The sequence below is a fragment of the Hymenobacter volaticus genome (genome assembly GCF_022921055.1).
Taxonomy (GTDB): Bacteria; Bacteroidota; Bacteroidia; order Cytophagales; family Hymenobacteraceae; genus Hymenobacter; species Hymenobacter volaticus.
The window spans coordinates 49,697-71,240 of the sequence record NZ_CP095066.1; the positions used below are offsets into that span (position 1 = coordinate 49,697).

The 21,544-nt window shown below is 55.7% G+C and carries 27 protein-coding genes and 2 pseudogenes; 11 read left to right on the forward strand and 18 right to left on the reverse strand.

Annotated features, from left to right (window positions below; all coding sequences use genetic code 11):
- Positions 1-17 precede the first annotated feature (17 nt).
- Positions 18-1,463, forward strand: coding sequence for a hypothetical protein (locus MUN86_RS28345; protein WP_245127379.1), 1,446 nt, complete (start codon positions 18-20; stop codon positions 1,461-1,463).
- 295 nt (positions 1,464-1,758) lie between these two features.
- On the opposite strand, the gene MUN86_RS28350 is transcribed toward MUN86_RS28345, so the two are convergent.
- The 5 genes from MUN86_RS28350 to MUN86_RS28370 all read right to left on the reverse strand — a co-directional run bounded on the left by MUN86_RS28350 (position 1,759) and on the right by MUN86_RS28370 (position 4,860).
- A complete protein-coding gene (locus tag MUN86_RS28350; protein ID WP_245127380.1) occupies positions 1,759-2,307 on the reverse strand; it encodes a hypothetical protein in 549 nt (182 codons plus the stop codon).
- A 325-nt stretch (positions 2,308-2,632) separates the two neighbouring features.
- Complete coding sequence (locus MUN86_RS28355) at positions 2,633-2,992, reverse strand: hypothetical protein (protein ID WP_245127382.1); 360 nt, start codon at positions 2,990-2,992, stop codon at positions 2,633-2,635.
- A gap of 348 nt (positions 2,993-3,340) precedes the next feature.
- A complete protein-coding gene (locus MUN86_RS28360) occupies positions 3,341-3,691 on the reverse strand; it encodes a DUF4113 domain-containing protein (RefSeq protein ID WP_245127383.1) in 351 nt (116 codons plus the stop codon).
- A gap of 63 nt (positions 3,692-3,754) precedes the next feature.
- Positions 3,755-4,249: a tetratricopeptide repeat protein gene (locus tag MUN86_RS28365; protein ID WP_245127384.1), complete on the reverse strand. Its 495-nt coding sequence runs from the start codon at positions 4,247-4,249 to the stop codon at positions 3,755-3,757.
- A 17-nt stretch (positions 4,250-4,266) separates the two neighbouring features.
- Positions 4,267-4,860, reverse strand: coding sequence for a tetratricopeptide repeat protein (locus MUN86_RS28370; RefSeq protein WP_245127386.1), 594 nt, complete (start codon positions 4,858-4,860; stop codon positions 4,267-4,269).
- Positions 4,861-5,119: 259 nt separating this feature from the next.
- Here MUN86_RS28370 and MUN86_RS28375 point away from each other — a divergent pair, with 259 nt between their 5' ends.
- Positions 5,120-5,731, forward strand: a complete 612-nt coding sequence (locus tag MUN86_RS28375) for a hypothetical protein (protein ID WP_245127387.1) — start codon at positions 5,120-5,122, stop codon at positions 5,729-5,731.
- 229 nt (positions 5,732-5,960) lie between these two features.
- Here MUN86_RS28375 and MUN86_RS28380 read toward each other — a convergent pair whose 3' ends face one another.
- From MUN86_RS28380 to MUN86_RS28405, 6 genes are all read right to left on the reverse strand, one after another.
- Positions 5,961-6,371 carry a hypothetical protein gene (locus tag MUN86_RS28380; RefSeq protein ID WP_245127389.1) on the reverse strand — a complete coding sequence of 137 codons (411 nt, stop codon included), beginning with the start codon at positions 6,369-6,371 and terminating at the stop codon, positions 5,961-5,963.
- A gap of 82 nt (positions 6,372-6,453) precedes the next feature.
- Complete coding sequence (locus tag MUN86_RS28385) at positions 6,454-6,936, reverse strand: hypothetical protein (RefSeq protein ID WP_245127390.1); 483 nt, start codon at positions 6,934-6,936, stop codon at positions 6,454-6,456.
- Positions 6,918-7,448, reverse strand: coding sequence for a hypothetical protein (locus MUN86_RS28390; protein WP_245127393.1), 531 nt, complete (start codon positions 7,446-7,448; stop codon positions 6,918-6,920). The genes MUN86_RS28385 and MUN86_RS28390 overlap by 19 nt, the downstream gene beginning before the upstream one ends.
- A gap of 415 nt (positions 7,449-7,863) precedes the next feature.
- A complete protein-coding gene (locus MUN86_RS28395; RefSeq protein WP_245127395.1) occupies positions 7,864-8,136 on the reverse strand; it encodes a hypothetical protein in 273 nt (90 codons plus the stop codon).
- Between the two features lie 36 nt (positions 8,137-8,172).
- The gene (locus tag MUN86_RS28400) at positions 8,173-9,498 is read right to left on the reverse strand and encodes a Y-family DNA polymerase (protein ID WP_245127397.1); all 1,326 of its coding nucleotides are present in this window, start codon (positions 9,496-9,498) and stop codon (positions 8,173-8,175) included.
- Positions 9,482-9,976 (reverse strand): LexA family protein, encoded by a 495-nt coding sequence (locus tag MUN86_RS28405; RefSeq protein WP_245127399.1) that lies wholly within the window; start codon positions 9,974-9,976, stop codon positions 9,482-9,484. The genes MUN86_RS28400 and MUN86_RS28405 overlap by 17 nt, the downstream gene beginning before the upstream one ends.
- Positions 9,977-10,217: 241 nt before the next feature.
- Here MUN86_RS28405 and MUN86_RS31525 point away from each other — a divergent pair, with 241 nt between their 5' ends.
- The gene (locus MUN86_RS31525; protein ID WP_280640693.1) at positions 10,218-10,346 is read left to right on the forward strand and encodes a hypothetical protein; all 129 of its coding nucleotides are present in this window, start codon (positions 10,218-10,220) and stop codon (positions 10,344-10,346) included.
- Here MUN86_RS31525 and MUN86_RS28410 read toward each other — a convergent pair.
- A complete protein-coding gene (locus MUN86_RS28410; protein ID WP_245127402.1) occupies positions 10,332-10,595 on the reverse strand; it encodes a hypothetical protein in 264 nt (87 codons plus the stop codon). The two genes, MUN86_RS31525 and MUN86_RS28410, sit on opposite strands and share 15 nt — an antisense overlap.
- Before the next feature lie 264 nt (positions 10,596-10,859).
- Here MUN86_RS28410 and MUN86_RS28415 point away from each other — a divergent pair, with 264 nt between their 5' ends.
- The 8 genes and pseudogenes from MUN86_RS28415 (at position 10,860) to MUN86_RS28445 (ending at position 18,012) form a co-directional block, all read left to right on the forward strand.
- The gene (locus tag MUN86_RS28415) at positions 10,860-11,219 is read left to right on the forward strand and encodes a hypothetical protein (protein WP_245127403.1); all 360 of its coding nucleotides are present in this window, start codon (positions 10,860-10,862) and stop codon (positions 11,217-11,219) included.
- Between the two features lie 1,438 nt (positions 11,220-12,657).
- Positions 12,658-12,959 (forward strand): annotated as a pseudogene (locus tag MUN86_RS31530) (RepB family plasmid replication initiator protein); the annotation flags it as partial.
- A 117-nt stretch (positions 12,960-13,076) separates the two neighbouring features.
- Entirely contained in the window at positions 13,077-13,499 is a 423-nt protein-coding gene (locus MUN86_RS28420; protein WP_375379530.1) for a hypothetical protein, read from the forward strand.
- A gap of 833 nt (positions 13,500-14,332) precedes the next feature.
- Entirely contained in the window at positions 14,333-15,514 is a 1,182-nt protein-coding gene (locus MUN86_RS28425) for a replication initiation protein (RefSeq protein WP_245127405.1), read from the forward strand.
- Between the two features lie 594 nt (positions 15,515-16,108).
- Positions 16,109-16,171: pseudogene (locus tag MUN86_RS32580) on the forward strand (hypothetical protein); the annotation flags it as partial.
- Between the two features lie 58 nt (positions 16,172-16,229).
- Positions 16,230-16,751 (forward strand): IS5 family transposase, encoded by a 522-nt coding sequence (locus MUN86_RS28435; protein WP_280640696.1) that lies wholly within the window; start codon positions 16,230-16,232, stop codon positions 16,749-16,751.
- Positions 16,752-16,909: 158 nt separating this feature from the next.
- The gene (locus tag MUN86_RS28440; protein WP_245127411.1) at positions 16,910-17,671 is read left to right on the forward strand and encodes a ParA family protein; all 762 of its coding nucleotides are present in this window, start codon (positions 16,910-16,912) and stop codon (positions 17,669-17,671) included.
- Positions 17,668-18,012: a hypothetical protein gene (locus tag MUN86_RS28445; protein WP_245127412.1), complete on the forward strand. Its 345-nt coding sequence runs from the start codon at positions 17,668-17,670 to the stop codon at positions 18,010-18,012. The genes MUN86_RS28440 and MUN86_RS28445 overlap by 4 nt, the downstream gene beginning before the upstream one ends.
- Before the next feature lie 147 nt (positions 18,013-18,159).
- Here the strand turns inward: MUN86_RS28445 and MUN86_RS31535 are convergent, their stop codons facing one another.
- The 6 genes from MUN86_RS31535 to traK form a co-directional block, all read right to left on the reverse strand.
- Positions 18,160-18,291, reverse strand: a complete 132-nt coding sequence (locus MUN86_RS31535; protein ID WP_280640697.1) for a hypothetical protein — start codon at positions 18,289-18,291, stop codon at positions 18,160-18,162.
- A gap of 6 nt (positions 18,292-18,297) precedes the next feature.
- A complete protein-coding gene (locus MUN86_RS28450) occupies positions 18,298-18,468 on the reverse strand; it encodes a hypothetical protein (RefSeq protein ID WP_245127413.1) in 171 nt (56 codons plus the stop codon).
- 142 nt (positions 18,469-18,610) lie between these two features.
- Positions 18,611-19,582, reverse strand: coding sequence for a conjugative transposon protein TraN (gene traN / locus MUN86_RS28455; protein WP_245127414.1), 972 nt, complete (start codon positions 19,580-19,582; stop codon positions 18,611-18,613).
- Positions 19,579-20,508, reverse strand: a complete 930-nt coding sequence (traM, locus tag MUN86_RS28460; RefSeq protein ID WP_245127415.1) for a conjugative transposon protein TraM — start codon at positions 20,506-20,508, stop codon at positions 19,579-19,581. Before traM ends, traN begins: the two co-directional genes overlap by 4 nt.
- Positions 20,509-20,570: 62 nt before the next feature.
- On the reverse strand, positions 20,571-20,870 hold the full coding sequence (locus tag MUN86_RS28465; protein WP_245127416.1) for a hypothetical protein: 300 nt from the start codon (positions 20,868-20,870) through the stop codon (positions 20,571-20,573).
- 12 nt (positions 20,871-20,882) lie between these two features.
- Complete coding sequence (traK, locus tag MUN86_RS28470; RefSeq protein WP_245127417.1) at positions 20,883-21,500, reverse strand: conjugative transposon protein TraK; 618 nt, start codon at positions 21,498-21,500, stop codon at positions 20,883-20,885.
- Positions 21,501-21,544 lie beyond the last annotated feature (44 nt).

The window sequence follows — 21,544 nt, forward strand, 5'->3', positions numbered from 1 at the left end:
AATTGTCCTGCTTCCGGTTGCTGCGCGCTACCCTGGACCAGCTCCCCGCCGGGCCGGTGGACCCACCTGCTCCGCGGGGCGTGTGGCTGGCCAGCATCATGGATGGCCTCGACTACTTGGCGCTGCTGGCCGACACGCAGGGCGAGACTAGATCCTCGCTGGAATTAGCGCAGGCAAGCTTAATGAGCTTGCAACTGCTCCCATGTCCGGACGATCCGGCGCAGGCGGAAGCGTGGTGGTCGCGCGTGGAAGCGCAGCACTATCGCTATAGCTGGCACACCCTTTCCCCAGACCAACGCTCAAACAAGTTTATTGTGTGGCGCTACGCCAACTACGTTTGCTCGGTTCGTCTCGCGGCCGAGTCGTTTTGCGAAGCCGCGGGGGAGTGGTACGGGCACGAGCGGGCCAGCAATCAACTCTGGACCGCTACCTGGCACGCCTTAGAAGGGCTGCGGCAGGGCTTGCGTTTGTGCTACGCCCTCGGCCAGCAGCAGGACTTGACCAGTGACCAAGACGGCCGGAATCAGTGGTTGGCTATCAAATTGTTGCTGGACCACTACTTACAGGCGCAGCGGAAGCTCGCGGCCATGATCCGACGCAATCAGCAGCCCAACCGGGATATGTCCTTGTGGGTGCAGGCGATGCTGGATGCCGAGTCGACCCCCTGGGAGCAGACGCAGGTGGGTGGCGACATGTTCCGGGCGGAAGCGGTTCGGGAAGAGTTATACAAGACCTTGCCCACCAAGGGCTACAGCCTGGATACGCACAAGCGCTTGGCCGAGCTAGTGGCCAGCTTAACCGAGAGAGTAGTCGATGATACTTTCAACAAAGCGCGCCAGGAAGTTGATAGTTTAGCTTATTGCCGGGAAGAAGACCAAGTCTACCAGCACGTGCTGGAAAACTTGCTATGGCAGGAGTATCTGCAGCACCTTAAGGCCCTTAGCACGAAGGAAGGCGAACCGGTGATCCCAGTGCCGGAACAGGGATTGACCAAGGCGGACGAGCGGGCCTATTACGAGACGTACCTGGCCGCCCACCCTGAACTGGTCGCGCCACCCGAGGTGCTGAACCTGGCGCCCACCTTGCGCTCGATGATAGAGTGTCGGGCTGAGTACGAATTTCTGCTGGAGCAGCCTACTCTCCCCACGCGCACTCAAGCCTTGCAGCAACTGCTGCAAGAGCCCGTCATTACCCATCTAGCAGAGCGCGCCTTCACCCCGGAGCCCGCCCCAGCGGTAGGGCACTACGCGCTTTACTGGCGCTACGAGCCCTTCCATCAATACCCGGATCCAGTAGGCAGCTGGGGCCTGCAACTCGGGCTGCACCTATCCCGCGTGTGCCTCAACGCGGCCCGGGATCAAGGCTTTTTCTTCTATGACCTCGACCATAACCAGTATGTTCTGGGGCATGTGGCGCTGGTCCGCAAGCAACACGGCCGGTGGGTGCTACACAATGAAGAGTGAGCAGGAGCACCCCTTCACTCATCCCTAGCTCTCGCTTTGGTGCGGGAACGGCTCGTGGGAGGGCATGCTACTTATCCTATTCCCTCTTATTTGTTTCATTCTAAGGAGGAACGTTCTAGGAAGAAACAAGCCTTCGTGTTAGGCTTGATACCCCGTACCAGAAAGACTTTGCACCCCATTGCCATTTCCCAACGCTGTTTGGCAACCCTCCTTAATCCAGCCTAGACAGATCTCTAACGAGCGGTTATCAGCAGTTCCATCCTTTTGGAAGGAAAACCCCACTGACACTTGCCAATCACCTACTTTTCCATCGTTCCAGCGCCTGCTTTAACCACACTGGAGCCTCCTCCAGGAGTGGCATTTCCCCACTGTTCTCCTCTGTTAGTTGAGCAGCCCGTCCCTCCATTTCAGCCAGGCTTGGAACCTTCCATTGCGCCCGTTCTTCGTCGGTCGTGTTTGGCTCGACGTCCCACAACCGGTAGCGGGTGCCATCGGGCACGAGTTGCGTGCCATACTTTTGCGGCTGCCCTTGGTACATGTGCCAGCGGTCCAAGGCAGCCGCGGCCAGCCATTTGCTCGCCTCGAGCCCTAGCTCTACGCTTTTCAATGCCCAGCGGTGCGCCAAGGCGATCTCCTCCACCGTCTCCCCGTGCTGAAAAATTAGGGCGGCGTGGTAGTAATCGTGGGCGGTATGGACCTGTTGCTGGTCCAGGAGTCGTTGCACTTGGTGGCGGCGCGTTTGGTCCTGGCCTCGCAAGGCCACGTAGGCGGGGGTGCCGACTTGGGGATGATGTTCTCGCTCTTGTTGGTCGGCAACAAAGAGCTGATGCAGCTCGTCATTCATGTCGTTCTTCTACTGGGGCATTGGAGAAACGAAAACTAGTGCTATGGCATTATGGACAGTCGTATGCTCTCCTAAAACGAGCGGGGCGATGGCAGGACATCCCGGTTTGGGCCGCTAGCGCGTAGCATGGGGCCTACTCGGGCAGCTTCACGGCTCAAAGCGTCGAGCTCAAGGCGACGCTTAAGAATTCGGGGTGGTACTCCATGACCGAGGAGAAAATTACAGTTAGTTTTTGCCCCCTCGCTCGCTTATCCCCAAAAGCAAAAAGCCCCGCCAATGAAGACGGAGGCTTTGTCACTTCTATTTCAATCTTTGCTTAAAAATGCTAGCCGATGTACACGGTAACCTTGCCAATGTCACCGGAATTATCAGCAGACCAAGTGAGATTATTCGGTGAAGAACCACAAGACCAGTCTCCTTGTGATTCAATTACCCTAATGCCAATCGTCATGTCGAAATATGATGACTCAAAGGCGCATTCATCCTGTTCGCTGGTTCCTACAAGTATAGGACCGAAAGTCCCCAACGGCGGAATGGTGACATTGAATACGCTCAAATCGGAAGTCATGCAATTACTATTGTCTACTGAGTTGGCCACGGGTTGATTGGTGCGGTTAATTACCGTAATGTAACCGGCTTCTAATGATGACATAAGCTCTTTTTTAAAAGATGAATGATGGGGCAAAGCAACTTTGGAGTACCTGAAAAAGCGGAGAAGAACGAGCTAAGGCTGAGGGCAATCACTTGTTACTACAACCGGGTGTGTAGGGTCTGGTTGAAGATAGCACTTTTTCCCGCTGCCATCCGGAGGCTCCCGTGGGAAGGCAAGCCGCCGGGGGCTTGCCTAGCAGGGACGCAGGGGGCTACCTGCTGGCCGATCTACGTTGCCCGCTCGCCTGGAAGAGAACGCTTACGTCCCCCACGCTCTGCCACCGCCCGCTACTTTGCCCTGTGCCATGAGGCGGTCAAACGCCTTCGAGGCCCTTCGTTGCCCCTAGTCAGAAAACACCCTACGCAGCCTGAGCGTACGCCTCTACGCGATGGTCCACAAATCTGCCCAATCGGTGGTATACGCCAGGCTTTTGAACGCGGAGCGAGTGGCCCAAGGCGCCTGTTCGCCTTTGCGTACGAAGGCCGAAGCGAAGGTCACGGCCCCGTACCCAAAGCGCTCGTTGAGCTGGTCGAGGTCTTTCATCAACCGGTCCCGGGCTTCCTCGTTATTAACCTTGGCAAACAGGTCAAGTTGCTGTTGTCCGGCGAGCTCCAAGTCATCGAAGATAATACCTGCTTTCTTGTAGACGCAGCCTGGTCGCCAGAGCCGCTTAAGGGCGGCGCGGACGTGGCGCAGGAGGTCGCCGGTATCTTCCGGGGCGCGCTCGAACAAAGGACTTATCTTATGCGGGTTAGGTGCGGAGGCGGAAGAGCTAAGCGAATAAACGCCCCTAGGCTAGGGCAGGTCTAGGTAGTAAACCGCCCGTAGTTGATACCACAAGGCGTCCACGTACGCCCGCCGTTGCCAGTAGGTAACACTCATGTCGCGGTATGCGGCGGCCATCCAGGCTTTGCGCGACGGATGACGTGGGGCCCATCTGGTCCAGAGCTTTACCACGCGCTGTTGATAAGCGAGCGCATGGCGGTGGTTGCCCAGCGAGCGATAGCTCAGGGCGAGCGAGAGATACACTTTGGAGAGGCAATCTACGTTGGGCTCTTGCTCACTCACGACCCTACAGGAAGAGCGATATCCGGGCCAGACGGGCGCCTCCCACAGCTGCCGGGCCTTGCGTTTGGAGGCAATCGCCGCCTCGTAGTCGCCTAAGCCGTGGGAAGCCTCACCTCGCAGAAGGTAAAAGTGAGGCAGCAGCTCATGCTCGGCTTCGAAGGGCTCCCGCGGCACCTGGAGGGCTTCCTCGGCGTAGATGTAGGCTTGCTCAAACGCGCCCATCTGCAGGTACGTTTCCCCTATTTCCTGATAGCCCGTCGCCAGCCAGTACGCCGCCGCCCGGCACTAGGTCCTTCTACGCGCTGCTGCCAGTAGCGGCAAAGCTGTTCGAGCAGCGGCAGCGCCAGCTTATGATGACCCGCGAAGCGATAGGCGATACCCAGCTCGTAGCGCGCGTGCACCAGATCCACTTCGCGAGCGGGTTCGATTCGTTCTTGCTGGGCGAGCGCTTTCAGGCTGCACGCCAAGGCCTGCCGGTAGTGGCCGAGTTCCTGGTAGAGGGTGCCGACTTCGCGCAGGAGTTCGAGGTGCTTCTGCGGGCCTACGCCCTGACGCTGGCAGAGGTCGAGCAGTATCTGACCGTAGGGCAAGGCTTGGGCGAAGCGCGCCTGGGCGATCAGGGCCTGCATTTGCTTCCGCAAGGCTGCGATTGCCTGGGGCTGATGAGGACTTATGCAGCCGTTTACCGCGCCCGCTTCCGGGAACAAGACGGACCCGCGAGGAGCCGGTGGGGCTTGCGCTGCCAGTAGCGGTTCAGTCGGTAGCCCATCAGCTGCTCGCGCAGGTTGCGGAAGGTGGGAAAAGGGAGTTTCTGGTAGCAGGGGCGACTTCATAGCAGGGCGGACAAGCAGTTTACACCAGTGCAATGGCCCGAATAAAATATTGATAATGAGTAGATAATACAATTAATTGCCAAAAATTCATCTCTCTCATAGTGGGAGCGTTCCAAACACTACGTCTTCGGCAGGCCCGCCCGCCTATCCCTTGCTTGAACGGTCTTTTCCTACCGCTGCCTGCGCAATGGGGCCGGCACCCACCTTCCCTTGAACCCTTTACCTTGCTTAGCAACTCCTCTTTTTACGCCTCCTCACCATGATCACCTGGCCCGTCTATGATTACCAATATGGCCAACAGGAGCACCAGCAGTACTTAGAACGGCGCCACACCCGGGCGGTGGACGGGGCGGTGATCACCACCGGAATCGGGACCTTGCATTGTATCCGCACCAGCCGGGTTGGGGAGCCGGAACGATTCAAGTGGTACGCGAAAAACCCGGAAGGCACGGCAACGGGAGCTGCGTGGCAGTGGATCATGCAAGCCGAGAATGACTTGCGTAAGTGGGCCGGTGGAGGACGCGCCAATCTGCCCGCGCTGGTTTTGTTGCCGGGCACCCGCCAACTCACGGATTTCGTCTACGTAAAGACGCAGGAATGGCTCGCCCAACTCACGCCGCACGCGGGCGCCAAATCGCTCCTGCTGTTTACGCACACGGGTTTCTGTGAGATGCACTCCAACAAGGCGGCCACCCATATGACGGTGAAAGGCGATAATACCCGCTTTCAGTTTTCTTTACCCCCGGTCCTTCATTTTTTACGCACGCTGGAAGCGCCCTGCCTGACCCTGGAGATTAATCCCTATCATGGCAGCCGCATTCGAGCCGGGCGCGGGCAAGAGGTGATATTCCCGCTTACCTTTTCCCGGTAACCGTGAGCAGGAAGCGAGCATCCTTCTACCCAACCTCTGGCAGACGGTCGACCGGATGGAGAGCCCTACAAAGAATGCGCTTTAGGTTTCCTTTCTAGGGCACTTAAACTGCGAGGCAGACAGCGAGAACGCTAAAAAAGCCCGTCAGCTGCTTCAGCCACCGTACAAAGCCGACCGGCCTTCCTATCAACTTCTACCTAAAAGCACAATAGCCTCCTTCTTCTTGAAGTCAATGCGCCAAGCTCAGCGTGGCGAAGAACGCCGAGAGCCCGGCGGCAGGCGGATTAGCCAGCCGCCGGGTGCCAATGGCCAGCGTATCACTAAAGAAATACCCACTCACACCCAGGTGCTGATCCTGGAGGACCAACGCGGTGGCTCCTTCATCTTCGGGCCCGCCTACGCGCTGTGCCCAGACAAAGCGCCCGGCCTTTTCGGTATCGTGGAGCTTGGCAATAAACACGTCGGAGTTACCCGGGTTTTTGGCCTCTGCGCTTTGGGCCGTTGTTAGCCGGGTATTCCCTAACTCGACCGTTTGGGTGAACGTACCGGCCACATACAGGTCTGGCCCGTCGACGACTAGCTTCTGGGCCTCAGCTCGGGCGTAAAGCGAGCCGGCTACGCCCCCCCACCCTGCGCCCACGCAAAGCGACTCGTGCTTCCCGCATCAGTCAACTTGGCAATAAATACGGCCGATGCCCTATACGCCTCCTCGATAGGATTCTTTAGTACCGTCGGTCCAAAGTCCGCGCTGCTGCCCCCATATGCCCCGCGATATACACGCGGTTGCCCTGCACCGCTAAGGCGCTCACCCGATCAGTGCCTTGCGCACCACCCGCGCGCTGCGCCCACACAAAGCGGGCGTTTGGCCCCCGATCCTCCACTTTCGAGATAAAGATATCTGCGCCCTCCCCACTAGTCAGGTTGAGGGAACCAAAGCGAGCGGTCTGCTCGAAATCGCCTGCAACATAGATATTCGTGCCCTGCACGCCGATGGCCGTGGCTTGATCAGCACCCGGGCTCCCGGCCTGCAGGGTCCACACAAAGCGACTGGTGCTATCGTGATCGGCCAGTTTGGTTACGAACACGTCGTCCTGGCCGGCACTGCGCAGGTGGGTATCCCCAAAGTCCGCCGTATGATTGAAGAAGCCGGTGACATACACCTGACGGCTAGTAACCCTCATGCCTGCTACCCGGTCCATGCCCATTCCCCCGCGCGTTGAGCCCAGGTGAAGTGCGCGTGCGGACCCTGATCGATGAGTTTCGCAATGTACACGTCATCGCGGCCTGCGCTTACCAAGCGCGCGGGCCCTACCCGGAGGGTGTCATAAAATCCACCGGCGACGTAGACTTCCCGGCCACGTACCGCTATGGCCGACGCCACGACGTCTTTCGGGTTCCCAAGTTGGTAAGCCCACACAAAGCGCTGGGTACGGGTACTCCACTTGGCCACCACAGCTTTGGTACGGGAATTGGTAGGCGTCAGCGTAATGCTGTCCAAGGTAAGAGCACCAGAAAAAGAGCCAACGATATACACGTTGCCCTGTTCATCGGTAGCGGTGGCATTGACGAGCGTACGGTTGAGGACTAACGCCGTTTGCCAAGTGGGGACTTGTGCGCAGGCCGTGACTCCAACGGTTACGAAAACCAAGAAGCTCAGGCAGAAGGCCCGTTGGACTCGCTGCAGATACCAGTTGAACCATAGGTGGAAGGGGAGCATAATCGCTTCGGCAAGCAGGAAGGAGGACTAGTGAAATGCTCACTAGTATATACATTTAATTTAATATAACAGAGGATAGCTGTCATCTATACAAGCAGGCGTTCGCAGAACATACTTTCCCTGTTCATGGTACTGCAATCGCGCATTCTTCTTTCCCGACGAAGCGCAGTTGATACGGCTTCTCCCCACCCTATAGCCTAACCTAGGCGTTAGAGATACCGAGTTACATAAGCTGGCCTTCAAGGAGGAAGGTTCTAGGGAAGAAACAAGCCCTCAGGTTAAGCTTGGCCCTTTTGAAGCCGTTTAGTAACGAAGCGCAACCCTCGTTCCACCGATCAGCTTGACCCGTGTTGCCCGTCCACTCCTCCCCTAGCTCGTTGGCTAGTGCTCCTCTCCGCACCTGTAGATCCCCGGCTTAGGTTCCATCCACTAGCCCCAAGGCGTGCCGCACGCAATACGTTACTACTTCCCGTCCCACCCGCTGCTCCTCTTCCGGGTTTTCGATCAGGTAACGGTCTATGATGTAGCCGGCCGCCTGCGCAGGCCCAAGCAGCTGCCACGCATTGCGGGAGATAATCACTTGGGCGGGCTGCGTATCGAACAGGTCGCGCTGAAAGTGAAACACGACGGGGTCCGCCGTCGCATCGGCTACGCGGGCTCCTAAGACAAAACGGGCATTCGACTCCATAGCAAGTAAGGGTAGGCAGGAACAGAACAGGAAGGGCTACGGGCGGCGGGGCAGACGCGGGCCATCCATCTGAATGTGCCACAACTCCTCGAAGTTGGTGGTGTAGGCCGGGGTGCGCTGCTGCTGACGGCCGGCCCATTCCACCCCGGCTGCTCCTTTGTAGACCTGCGCCACGGCAAAGCCCACGGTGCCCGTGCCGTAGCGGGTGTTGAGCTGATCGAGGTCGGCCATGAGCCGGTCCCGCTGTTTAATCTTGGCCGTGGGCTCGAACAAGCTGAGCTGCTGCTGGCCGGCGGCTTCGAGGCCGTCGAAGATGACGCCGGCCTTCTTGAACTGCGTGTTGGGCAACCACAGGCGCTTCAGGGCCGTGCGAGCATAGCGAATCAGCTCGGCCGTGTCGCTAGTTGCTACGGGCAGCTGCAGCGTAGTAGAAAAGGTGTAGGGCGGGGGCTCGGTGCCAAAGCGGTTCTTGCTGATAAAAACCGTGAGCAAATGGACGGCGGAGTGTTGCCGGCGCAGCTTCTCGGCCGCCCGCGTCGTGAAGGCGGCCACGGCCCCCAACACGTCGGGATACGCCGACAAGGGTTTGCCAAAGGTGCGGGTACAGGCAATACTCTGGCGCGCCAAGGTGCCGTCCTCACTCGGGGCCAGGGTCAAGCAGGGCACGCCCTGCAACTCGCGCACGAGCCGGGCCCCCACCACCCCACCCAAATGCTTGCGGGCCCATCCTTCCGACATCGCCGCCAGGTGGGCGGCCGTGGTAATGCCTTGGGCGTGGAGCTTGGTTGCGTACTGCTGGCCTATACCCCATACGTCCTCGACTGGCACCTGCGCCAAGGCCCACTGCCTCCTTGGCTCGGAATCCAGGTACAACACCCCATTTAAGGTGGGCACCTTCTTGGCGACACGGTTGGCCAGTTTGGCCAGGGTCTTGGTGGGCGCAATGCCGATGCAGACGGGAATATGCGTGCGCTTACGGACCTGCTGGCGCAGGGTCTGCGCGAAGGCAGCCAGATTACCGTGGTAGCGCTCCATACCCCGCAAGTCCAGGAAGGCCTCGTCGATGGAATATACCTCCACGTCGGGCACCCTCGAGCTCAGGTAGTGCATCACGCGGCCCGACATATCCCCGTAGAGGGCATAGTTCGAGGAGAACACCCGCACCTGGTGGCGTTGCAGCTGGTCTTTGACTTGGAAGTAGGGCTCGCCCATGCGCAGCCCCAGGGCTTTGGCTTCGGCGGAGCGAGAAATCAAACAGCCATCGTTGTTGCTGAGCACCACCACGGGCTTTCCCTCTAAGTGGGGCTGAAAGGCCCGCTCACAGCTCACGTAGAAGTTGTTGCAGTCAACTAACGCGAACATGGCTCGAAAGGCGCCCCCGCCGGGTTTCGGTGACGACGTGGGTGACGACGCCCCACACGTCAAACGAATCGGGCTCGGTGATCTGCCTTTCGGGGTAGGCCGGATTGTCCGGTACCAGCCACCACGAATCCGGCCCGCGCTTGACTAGGCGCTTGACGGTGAACTCGCCCTCGACCACGGCAATGACCACATCGTCGGGTTGGTATTGCAAGTGGCAGTCCACGGCCAGCAGGGCCCCGTCCCGGATCCCGGAGTCGCCGCCACTCATACTGTCGCCCATCACCCGCACGAGGTAGGTGGAATCGGGGTGGGGCAACAGCAGCCGGTTCAAGTCGAGCTTGACGCCCCGGTGGTCGTCGGCGGGCGAGGGAAAGCCGGCCGGCACCCGGCACTCAAAAAAGCGCAGCCAGACCGGCTGACGGGTAACGGGTAGGAATGCGAGTTGGCACATAGCAAGACAACAACTAGTGGGTTGCAAGTATACGGTATCCTACATGAATTGGCCAACTAACTTGTAAATAAAGTTGTATATTACATAATTTGTTGTAAAAAGTGACGCGGGATTTCAGCCTGTACTTACACTGCTTTTCGAGGTTTCGCGCAAAATATGTAAAAGTGGGTGCGTTTAGATGCTGTTTTCTATGTTAGCTGTTAAGCAAGGAGGAGTATAGGGCAAAGAACGTCCGGTGCCACCCGTGCAATGTTGAACCGCTCATGCCTTGGACAATCTGGTTAGCACGTTCTTTCGTTTCTCGTTTTCCGCATCCAAAGGCAGAAACGGTGCGCAGGCACGCTGCCGCGACCACTCGACCACCCGCCGGGGCACGGGTCCGCTAGGGCCGGGTTAAATCGTCTAAGTTGATGGAGGCAGCATACGGCGCCAGCAAGGCCGAACTCACGAAGGTTCGGAGCTGCTCCTGGAGCACGTTATCGATGTGGTTGTAGAACATCTCCACGAAGAAGTCGCCGGCCATATGGTAGAGCACGAGCGTATGTGGCCCCTCATACCTAGTGGCCAGATGATGGCCTTCGTCCCACACCAACTCGATTTGGGCGAGGAAGGGCAGGGCCCGGAATGCAGCGTAGGAAGTGGACATCGTCTAGCAAGGTCAGCGGGAAACACGCTTGCGCGTACGAACGATCCAGAGCCGAGTTGGCGGCGCCGCTTGCGCTTGGCCCCACTAGCTCCCGGGCGGCGGGACGTGAACCGTTGCCCTCTACAGGTGGGGATAGCGGGGGCAAACGACTTTTAGGGGGCCGTACAGCTGGTCACATGCCTCATCGGGGAAGACCCGGCCAAACCTATTTCTTAACTTTGTCTACTAGCCTCAGTGGCCAGAAAGTGCTACACTTGTCTTCTCATGGAAGAGAATCCCGTCCTCACTGGCGCCGACTTTGCCGAGTTGCTCGGCCGTTTGCGAAGCGAACAGCCCGCGGGCAGCGTGTACTTGCACACCAACATCGTCACCGACCGCTACTATCTGCTCGGCGAGCAGAAGCAGTTGCTAGCCGAAACCGACTACGATACGGCCGCCTTTTATACCCTGGCTTTTCGGGCGCAAGTGGCCGGGAGTGAGGGCGATGATTTTTACGTGGTGCTGGCCCTGCAGGACCTGGAGGATACGAGTGGGGTGCGGGATGCCGAGTTTGCCCTGGAACTGATGAAGTACATCTCAGCTCCCTTGCCGCGTAAGCCCCGGGCCAAGCGCGGTAAAAAATAGGCTAGCAGCAAATAGCCGGAAGAAATAGATAGTAAGACTACCAACTCTTACGAAAAAGGGGCATCGTTGACCATAAGCGTGGTCTTTCCGCCGTACTGACTTATAAAATCTATTAGTTCGGGATTGGCCAGGTAATTAATAGGCATTCAACAAACAACTATTAATAAGCTTATAAAACCTATTACTTGAACTTATAAAACCTATTACTACGCTTATGAAAGCTATTACTACACTTATAAAACCTATTGATTAGCTTATAAAACCTATTACTGAAGCGCCTTAAACCACTGTAGTACAGAAAGTTGTAGCTCCTGCAAATACTATAAATACCTAAAATACTCACAAACTTGTTGATGTAGGAGTACAAAAGCTGATAAAGAGAAGGTGACAACGAGGGACGAGAGGGAAACAACAAAAAGGGAGGTATAAATAAGCATAAACAGGGATTGTGTTTTTCTATGATTTTTTTACCTTTTTTTGCTATTATCACCTTCCTCATCCCCCACCTATAGTTTATAATCTTCGCCTACGCGGCTTATTAATAGATTTTATAAGTTCAAGCCGTGAGTGCGCTGTTCTAGATTACTTAAATAGGTTGCTTTTATTGTTACTCGCCTTCCCTAGCTATTCGCAGAGCAAGAAGCAACTTATAAAACCTATTCTTTTACCAGCGTCTGAACTTACTCCCGAGTCAACCGAAGCGAACTAATAGGTTTTATAAGCTAAGAAAGGTTCTGCTGCCCTCATGCCAGGTGTTCTGACCGGTGCCACTCCCCTACTCAATCCAACTAGCTGCCAAATAATAGTCTTATAGCTAAAAGTTGGCCCTGGTCAGCGGCAGTTCTACCTAGAAACTCCTGATTTCTCACTGACCACTCCCATACTGACAGTTTGCGGCCTGCTCGAAGCTAAACGCAGCGAATTCTCTATTGGAGATGGGCTTAGCTAATGGAAAGGAAAATGTAGTGAGTAGCAGCCACCCTTGCTTTCAGGCCCTTGCTTTAGAATTCAAAAAGCTAATCCCACTATTGCCCAACAAGTTTCGAGCTTGCCTATGTGCGGCAATAATCCGCGGTAATACTGGGGAAACTGCTGTAAGTCGACGCAGAATGCGATCCCGGAGTTATCTAAGCGTACTCAACTAATAGATTTTATAAGTCGAACTAATAGGTTTTATAAGTCACAAAAGCCTTCTCGAGCCCACTGAACTAATAGATTTTATAAGTTCAACTAATAGATTTTATAAGTCAGTTGACAGCTCCTCTCTCCGGCTTATTGATAGAAGATGATTTTACCTCTATTACTTTGTGATTTAAACTGTATGTTTGTTTTATACCATCCCCGCCGCAGGTATGAGCGCGCCCGACCCCACCCTCCCCTAGAAATTCGCCAGCATAATGCGCTGACGACAGCACGCTACGAAATGAGTGCCTGCGAGATGGACATCGTCTTTTCGCTGCTCTCCAAGCTAACCAAGCAAGACAAGGCGGGCACCATTTATGAAATTCGGGTGCAGGAGCTGATGGAGCTAACGGGCCGGACCTGGAACTACAAGCAACTGCTTGAATCCACTGAGAATCTAAACAGCCGGGTCTACCACATCGAGAACGGCAAGAGCTTGCTGCAAGTAAGTTTGCTGGCCTCGGCCCTCTACCGTAAGGGGAAGGCACCATAGAGCTGGAGATTTCCGAGCGCATGCGGCCTTTTCTGATCGACTTGAAAAGCAACTTCACGTCCTACCGCCTGCAGGCCGCCTTTAGCTTGAGCAGCAAGTACGCCAAGCGCATCTACCAGCTGGCCTCGCAGTGGAAGGACGTTGGGGAAACCAAGACCTACAGTCTGGACGAGTTCAAGGCTATGCTCCGACTCAAAGATTTGGCCGGCAAAGAACCCGAGCAGTACGCCCAGATCTCGGCTTTGCAGAAGTACGTGCTCGACGTGGCCACCAACCAAATCAACGAGCACACCGACTTGCGCGTCAAGTACGAGCTGCTCAAGAAGGGACGCTCCTACCAAAGCATTAAATTCTACGTCAACGCCCAGCTACCCCAGCAGCTGCCCATTCCCTTCGAGTTAGAGGCCGATGACGCCAAAGTGCAGATCGCGCGCAAGCACCTCGAGACCTTGGCCATTGCCGACGCCAAGCTGGTGCAGGAGATTCTCCAGTCGCCCAAGCACCTCGATGCCTTATTCGCCTTTGTCTACAAGCTCAAAACCGACCGCATCAAGGCCACCAAGAACGCGGGCGGCCTATTCCTGAAAATGCAGGGCTTGCGCTAAGCAACTACACTCAGCCGCGGCGAACTAATAGGTTTTATAAGTTACTTCCTGCCAACAAGCCTTGCTACCCGCTACTTGATTTGGCCAAGCCAGTGGCCAAATCAAGTAGCGGGCGCGAACTAGTGCAGTGCAATTACAACAACGATTGGTTTCCTACCGCACCCTCTGCCGTCGGTTCACTCCAAGATAGTAGAGGTAGGCTTTACCCCTTTTTTGTAGTTGTATCGCTGCTTGGCTTTACCCGCCCTGGAGAAGGCAAAAGGATCGTTAGCCACCCCTTTTTTGTAGCTATATGTTTTCGCTGGTAGCAAAACGTTTAAGCGTGAGGTAAACCTGGAATATGTTCGGGCAAGGCCTTAAAGCATATAGCTACAAAAAAGGGGTGCCGGCTGGATAGTTAGCACTTACTGCTAACCCGATAAATCCTTGCCTACACGGCGCCAGCGGCCCTTCTTCAATCATATGACTTCAAAAAAGGGGTGGCCGCGAATGCGTTTATTACCGCTTCCCGGGGCTAAGAAAGGCAAACCATGCTCCTTTTCCTGTTTTTAACTGAAAAGACAGCTCAAGAAACTAGTTGTTTTCTTCTTTTAAGAAAGTTTACCTAGTTTACGGCCGTTGCAAATAGCTGATAAAAAGCACTTTAACTCACAATAGTGCTACAAGAAAGGGGTGATACAACTACAAAAAGGGGGTGAGTTGCTACAAAAAAGGGGTAGTAGCGCTACTAAAAAGGGGCCGGAATCGGCAGATACAACTACCAAAAAGGGGTTATATAGCTACACTTCATAAAATCTGTAGCACAATGAGCGGGTTTTACTTACCTTGGTTTCATGAAGCAAGGTGCGCTGGTAACGAAGGATAGCACGGTCCATCCGCTGATCGTGCAACACAATGCCCTGATCAATGCCCGGTTCGAGTTGAACACCACCGAGTCGCGGCTGTTTTTGGCGCTGCTCTCGCGTATTGGCCGGGATGACACGCAGTTTCAGGTGTGCCGGATTCCGGTTCGGGAGCTGATGGGCCACAGCTCCAGCAATTCCACCTACGAGCTGGTGCGCAAAACCCTCAAGCACTTCGCTTCCCGTACCCTGCTTATCGAGAAGCTGGATCCCGCCGCGCGCCGCCACAGCAAACCCGACTTCTCGATTCTACCGCTGCTGGCTTTCGCCGAATACAAGCACCGGGAAGGCGTCGTGGAGGCTCGCTTCAACGACCTGCTGATGCCTTACCTGTTGCAACTGCGGGAAAACTTCACCAAGGCGCAGTTAACCGAGCTGCTCAAGCTGAAAAGCAGCAATGCCTACCGCATCTATTTGCTGCTGCGCGAGTACGCGGCCTTCGGCAAACGAGTGATGGCGCTAACCGACTTGAAAAGTATTCTGGGCCTGGAAGAGGAGTACGATCGCTTCACCAACTTCAAGGCGCGCATCCTGGATCGGGCTAAAGCCGAATTAGCCCAAACGGACATGGCCTTCACCTACGAGCTGGAAAAGCAGGGCCGCACAATTACCCACATCAGTTTTCTCTTTAAGCCCGCCGCCAGCGCCCAGCCGGCTACCCCAGTGCTGGAAGCCGGCTGGGAAGCCACGCTGTTAGAAGCAGGCATCGCGGCCAAAAGCCTGGCGGGCATCAAGACGCAGCTGGCAAGCGGCTACTACGACGAAGGATACGTGTACTTTGTCGTGGCCTACGTGCGCCGGCAAGCAGCCGCCGGCAAGGTGAAGAAAGTGGGAGGCGCCATCTACAAGGCGTTGGTGGAAGGCTACCTGCTGGAGGATTACCGCCGGCAGGTGCGGAAAGCAGAGGATCCCAAGCGGGCGGCCGTGGTCCCGGGACTATCGCTGCAGGAGAGGCACACGCTCGCTGATGTGCATGCCATGTACGAAACCATGCGTCAACGCAAGCTGATCACGGATGCCACCTTCGAAGAAAATATGGCTCGGGTCTGGCTCGCCGCCGGCTTCCGGCAGGAAACCGACTCGCAGGGTGTGCAGTGGCTGGTTAAACCCTGAGTTGATCGCCTGGGACAGTGCTAAAGGGAATGACTCCTCCCCTACCGACCTAACGGCAGCTCGGAACCGCGGGCGTTTACTTCCGTGTAATTTGCTCTCATGCTTGACAAGTATCGGGAGGATAGGTTTTCTTATTAAAAGGAGAATGTAGTCCTGCGTTAAAAGTCTAGTTTAAAATCGGGTCTGGGTTAGCATATCATGCTACAGAAACAGAAAGCCCTCTCTTGTCTCTACACGGGTATAAGGCTTCAATGCTTACTTCTTGCCTAATGTGTAGTTGTTAATTGGCAGCAGAGAATTCCTTAACACCCTGCTGAACTCGACCAAAACAACAATACCCACAATAGACCTAATGGTAACAATTGTTGATATTATGTCTATTGTGAGTATTGCACCTATTATTACTATTGTATCTACTGTTAACATTGTGCATGTTGTTATAATTATTGCTATTATAACTATTGTCAACATTGTATGAATTGTTACTACTAGGAGCTGTTAACCAGTGTCATGGAAAAGATGCTCACGGGGGGCAATGGGCGCGGTTAGCGCCGCTGTTGCCGGGGGCGCGACAGCCGCCAGTTTGTCGAAGCCGTGCTCTGGCTGGCCCGCAACGGGGCGCGGTGGCGGGCCCTGCCGAAAGAGCGGGGCAACTGGCACACCCCGTATACGTGCTTCCAGCGCTGGGCCCGCACCGGCATCTGGGCTCGGATTTTTGCGGCTGTGCAGCAGGACGACGCCCTACACACACTCCTGGTGGACTCGACCACTGTGCGGGTGCACCAGCACGCGAGCGGCGCGCGCAAAAAACGGTCCACAAGCCCTCGGGCGCAGCCGCGGGAGCTTGTGCAGCAAGGTGCACGTCGTGGCGGATGCCCGCGGCCGGCTCGGGCGGGGCTGCCTGACGGCCGGCCACCGGCACGATGCCCCGCAGGCCAGGCCCTTGCTCGAGGGCCTGGCCCCAGCGTACCTCCTCGCTGAGCGCGGCTACGACGCCGACCCGTTGGGGGCATCCTTGGTTGCCCGCGGCACCTGCGCCGTGATTCCGCCCCGGCGTAAGCGCCCTCACCCGCGGGCCTATGACGCCACCCGCTACGCCCAGCGTCACCTCGTCGAGCGGCTTTTCAGCCGCCTCAAGCAATACCGGCCCGTAGCCACGCACTATGACCAACTCGATGTGCATTTCCTGGCCTTTATTCACGTAGCAGCAACTGTGCGCTGGCTCCGCGACTGTTAACACTTCCTAATCACGTTATGATAAATTGTGCCGTTATTATCGTTTTTACCATTACAACAATTGTCACAATTATTGTAATGGTAAGAAATCATACTATTTTCAAAATAGGGTCTATTCTACATATTGCTGTAATTGTTAGAATGATATATATTGCGCCTATGCAAACAATTGTTTTTTCCAATCATAAGGGGGGCACTGGTAAGACCACGTCCTGCTTGAATGTGGCATATGCGCTCACGCAGCAAGGCAAGTCAGTGCTATTAGTGGATTGCGACAGCCAATGCAACTTGTCGCAGAGCTTTGCTTATCGGGCTCCCGAAAGCAAAACGATAGGCGCCGTTTTGCTCGGTCAGGCTAGCTTGTCAGACGTTGTTGAGGAAGTAGGAGAAGGGCTCTATCTAGTGCCAAGCGCTATAGATCTAACCGAAGTAGAGGAGCGTATCAGCAAAAAACCGGGGGCCGAGTTTGCCCTTAAAGAAGTGCTCGACGAAGTCGAGGATATTGACTATTGCTTGATCGATACCCCCGGAGGGCTTGGGAAGCTGACCTACGCGGCCCTAACCGCAGCCGATGCCGTCTTTATTCCTGCCCAGCCAGAATACTATGGCATCGAAGGCTTAGTCGGACTACTGGAAGTATGCCAGCACGTGCAGAAACGGCTCAACAAGAAGCTGAAGATAGGAGGGCTGTTTTTCACTCAATACAACCGCAGTGACCGCCGCCGGGCCCAGCGCGACATGGTCAACTTGCTTGAGGCTCATCCTGTGTTTGGTCCCTTGGTAATGCGCACTACAGTGCGGCCGAACGTAAGTTTAGTTGAAGCACAAATCGAAAAAGAAAACATCTACAACTGGGCACCCCAGTCTGCCGGAGCTCAGGACTACGAGGCCCTCACCACTGAAATACTTTCCCGACTATGAGCGAGAGCAAAACCAAACCCAAATTCGGCAACAAGGTACTAGCTTCTATCACTGAACGCATCGAGCCATCTCAAGCAGAGGGTACCACTCAACTCGTAGCAGAAACACCGCCTATAGTGGAAGAAGAGCAGACCTTGTGGGTGTCCTTTACCACGGCCGTCACACGTGAAACGTACATGAAACTTAAGCAGGCCGAATATTGGGAACCAGCTTTTTTCTTCAAGGAAGTAACGGAAGCTGCTTTAATAAAAGAATTGCAAAATTATCCCAATGCCGATAAGCCTCTGCCACCCGCCGCGCTGGAAAAGCTACTGCGTAGCAGCAAAAAGTTACGTGGTTAGTAATTTAAATTTCCTGGCAAATCAGGTTGCTTGACATGGTATCAAACCCCTGCAAACAGGGTGCCGATATATTTAATCACTTCAAAGAAAAAGCCTTATCGCACTGTTCGATAAGGCTTTATGTAGACAAGATGCTGGCCTGCATCGCTATTTCTTGTCTTTACGCCGACTGATGTTGTAGCCGAAGACTTCCTTCAGCAGTAGGCAGACCAGGTAGCCGAATACAAACGATCCGCCCAAGATCCGCACGAACAATAGAGGGTCGAAAGTGGAAAACATAGCTTTTTACTTAGAGTCTTGCTCTTCGTCGTAGAAACGCCGCTTCGGGTGGCCTTTGCTGTAGAAGCTGAAGAGGCAGAGAACCAGGGCCATGTTGACGGCGAACTGCCCCCAGCTGGGCCCATAAGGGCTATAGAGAAAGATGGCCGTAGCCACAACGATCAGGACCTTGCGCATAGCGGTAACTCGATCAAGCGAAAGCCAGCGTAAACAACAGATCACCTAAAATACGAAATCCAACCCGATAAGCCCTGGTGCATAAATCAAGGAGGGTATAGCAATGCGCCATACCCCCCTTGATTCCACTGGAAAAGGGGCTTTACCGTTTCAACTTGCGGGCTTTGAGAATATCCTCGTTACTCACGTTGAACGTCAAATGACGGCCGCCGCCGCGCTCGAACATCTCCACCACCAGGTTCTTATCGTCAGGGATGGTGAACTTACGCAGCACGTACACCTGGTCCATACCACCCGGACCCGGAATCACCGTCTGCCCGGCATTGTAGACGAACAGCGGCACCACCTCGGACTCTTGGATAGCGGTGCGCTTCGCCAGCTTCTTGTCTCTGATATAAAATTTGACGAAGTCCACATCGTAGCGGATGTTGGATTTGTTGAGCATGTAAACGGGCAGGAAGAACAGATCATCTTTCGTGTACATGCCCTGTAAGGCCAGGGTAATATCATGCTTTACCTCTTTGGTGTGCAGCATGCGCTTCTTCTTGAGTACGATGCGCGCGTAGTTCTCCATCTCCGTCTGCGTCAAACTCAGGTTCGAGAACAAGGCCAGCGGCAGGGTAGGGGAGGCCTCGCCCGTGCCGCTGGTCAGGTTGTAGTTGAGCACCCGGGGATTGGCCTCAAAGTCCACCAAAAACGAGTACAACCGCCCATCGGCCGTGACCACCGTCATATTGGTTTGGGGAAAGCTTTGCTGGTTGGCTTTCAGCTTAACGATGTTTTCCGCCCCTTGCGCCTTATCGGCAATGATGCCCGCATTGCCCAGGTCCACGTAGGTCACAGCGTAGGGAAAGATCAAGTGGGTGGTTTTCTGAAAGCCCACACCCAGATGGTAGGAACCGATGTAGTTTTGTTCCCCGAGGGCGAGCATTTTTGGAGTCAGGGCAACTGGAGCCGCCGGCTCCGCTGGGGGCGATGGAGTAGCCGAGAAATCACCCATCAACTGCGCCGGCGTCATCGAGCGACGCGCCATAGACTTTTGAGCCATGACGGGCAAGGCCGATACCGAAAGGGCGAAGAAGCCGAAGCTGGCAAGAGAAAGAAGTAGTCTCATGATTTCAACAGCAGGTTATAGTTGGCTTTGAGATGAATCTTGACCAGCTTAATTTTCTTACCGGCCAAGGCTTTGCCCGTTTGTAGCGCAATGCCAGCAGCTTGGGCGCCTAGGCTAGGCGACATAGTGAGCAGGTCGGCGCTGCTCGTGCCACTGGCCAGGCCTTGCTTGGCGGCGTCACGGTTAAGGGAGCCGGGAATATTGAGACCTTCTCCCCCGTCCATATCGTAGGCTTTCAAGCTTAGCGGAAGCACGCTGTTCTGATACTGCACCGACGTCGCTTCAATGGTGAGGCGGTTACCAGAAATCTGGCAGGTGCCATACAGGAAGCTGTTGCGCGGGATAAGGCGTCCCTCCAGCTGCACATCGGAAAGCAGACGCATTTTCACGGTTGAACCCTGGGTCACGACGACATCCTCATGAATGACGGCCGGTACGGCATTCAGTTGGCCCGTTGTGGATTCCCCTAAACCGTGGAAAGCGTTGCCCGAATTCACCACGACAACCGGTGTACCCATCGTGGCCTGGCTGCCGAGGCGGGTAACCACCGTCGGTTGTACTTCCGTCACCACGCTCATGCCTTTCGGCTTAGCAGTGGCCGTACTCTTCGCCGCTGGCGCGGGGGCTGCTGCTGGAGTAGTCGTTGCAGGAGAGTTGAGGGCGAGCAAGCGCTTCTCGTACTGCTGCCGCAGAACATCCAGTTCTTTGATGGTTTGCTCGAGCTCCACATCCTTCGCCGAGCGGGCCGGCTCGTAAGCCCGCTCCTGGTCATCATCCCGGCGGCTGCTGGCATAGCTCCTACCTGAATAGGGGGAAGGCTCCGGCTCCTGTTGCTGCTGTTGCAGGCGCTGCATCCGGCTTTGCACGGCGGTGACGTTCGGATCTTGGTTGGGGTCGAAACGTTGGGAGGGTTGCTCGGGCTGCACGGCATAATTGAGACCAGTAGCTGTCGTGCCCGCTGCATTGGTTCCAGCGGAAGCGGGACCCGTTACCTCGCCAACTTCTCCGACCGGCGTAAAGGCGAGGCGGTTGTCGCGTTGCGTGCTGTCGTGGGGGCTTTGTAGGCGTCCAGCTTGTTTTCAAACAACGCGCTTTTGCTGGCCGCAGGCAGCGAGGTATTGATGCCCGCGGTGCCGGGGCTAGAGGCAGCTGTCGCTTCGGCCACGCCTTTGCCACCGCCGCCCAGATAGAAGAGCAACGTGCAACAGATAAAGGTGGGAACCGGGATGAAGAGCAGCAACCGGCGCTTCATGGTGAGTTCTTGGGTTGGTTTAGAAGGAGTAGCCATGGCAGGGGAAGCTTAGCGGCGCTCGGTGCGCAGGTCATTATTTTGGATGACCCGCCACTTCTCCATCAGAAAGCCGTGCGGGTTATTGCTCGAGCGCGAGACGTCCCGCAGGTAGCACTCGGAAACCAGTTGGCGGCTCGTGCTGGTCGAAGCCCGGATCACCTGTTGATGCGCGTAGCAACGAGCGTAGTAGGGGTAGGTGGCCGCGTTGATGCTGACGCTGTCGACCTTAATATCCTGGCTGATGTTGGCTTGAATCAGGTTGTTGTAGTAGCCGTTCTCTTTGAGGCTCTCGTAGGCTCGCTGGGCGCTTTCGTCGGCCAAAAACAGTGCCTGGCTCACGTTGTACTCAATGGCCTTGGCGTCGGGATCGAGAGTGAAGAAGTACTCGTGAAAGCGCTTGACGTGGTTTTTGGCTTCGACAGGCCGGTTTTCCTTCACGTTGTGCGAGACAGCCGCCAGCAGGTTTCCCTGGTCGAGTACGTAGATGCGCCCTTGGGCCGCCGCTGCCGTCTGGCGGGCCGCGTAGATGGCGTAGGCGGCCACCGAGAAGCAGAGCAGCATGAAGAGCAGGGCCAGCGTTTTCGTCTGCTGATAGGCCGAGTCAATATTTTTAAGGGATCGGAACATGGTTGTGGTCGATTAAGCCGCCGTGTTGGTGTTTTTGTAGCCCT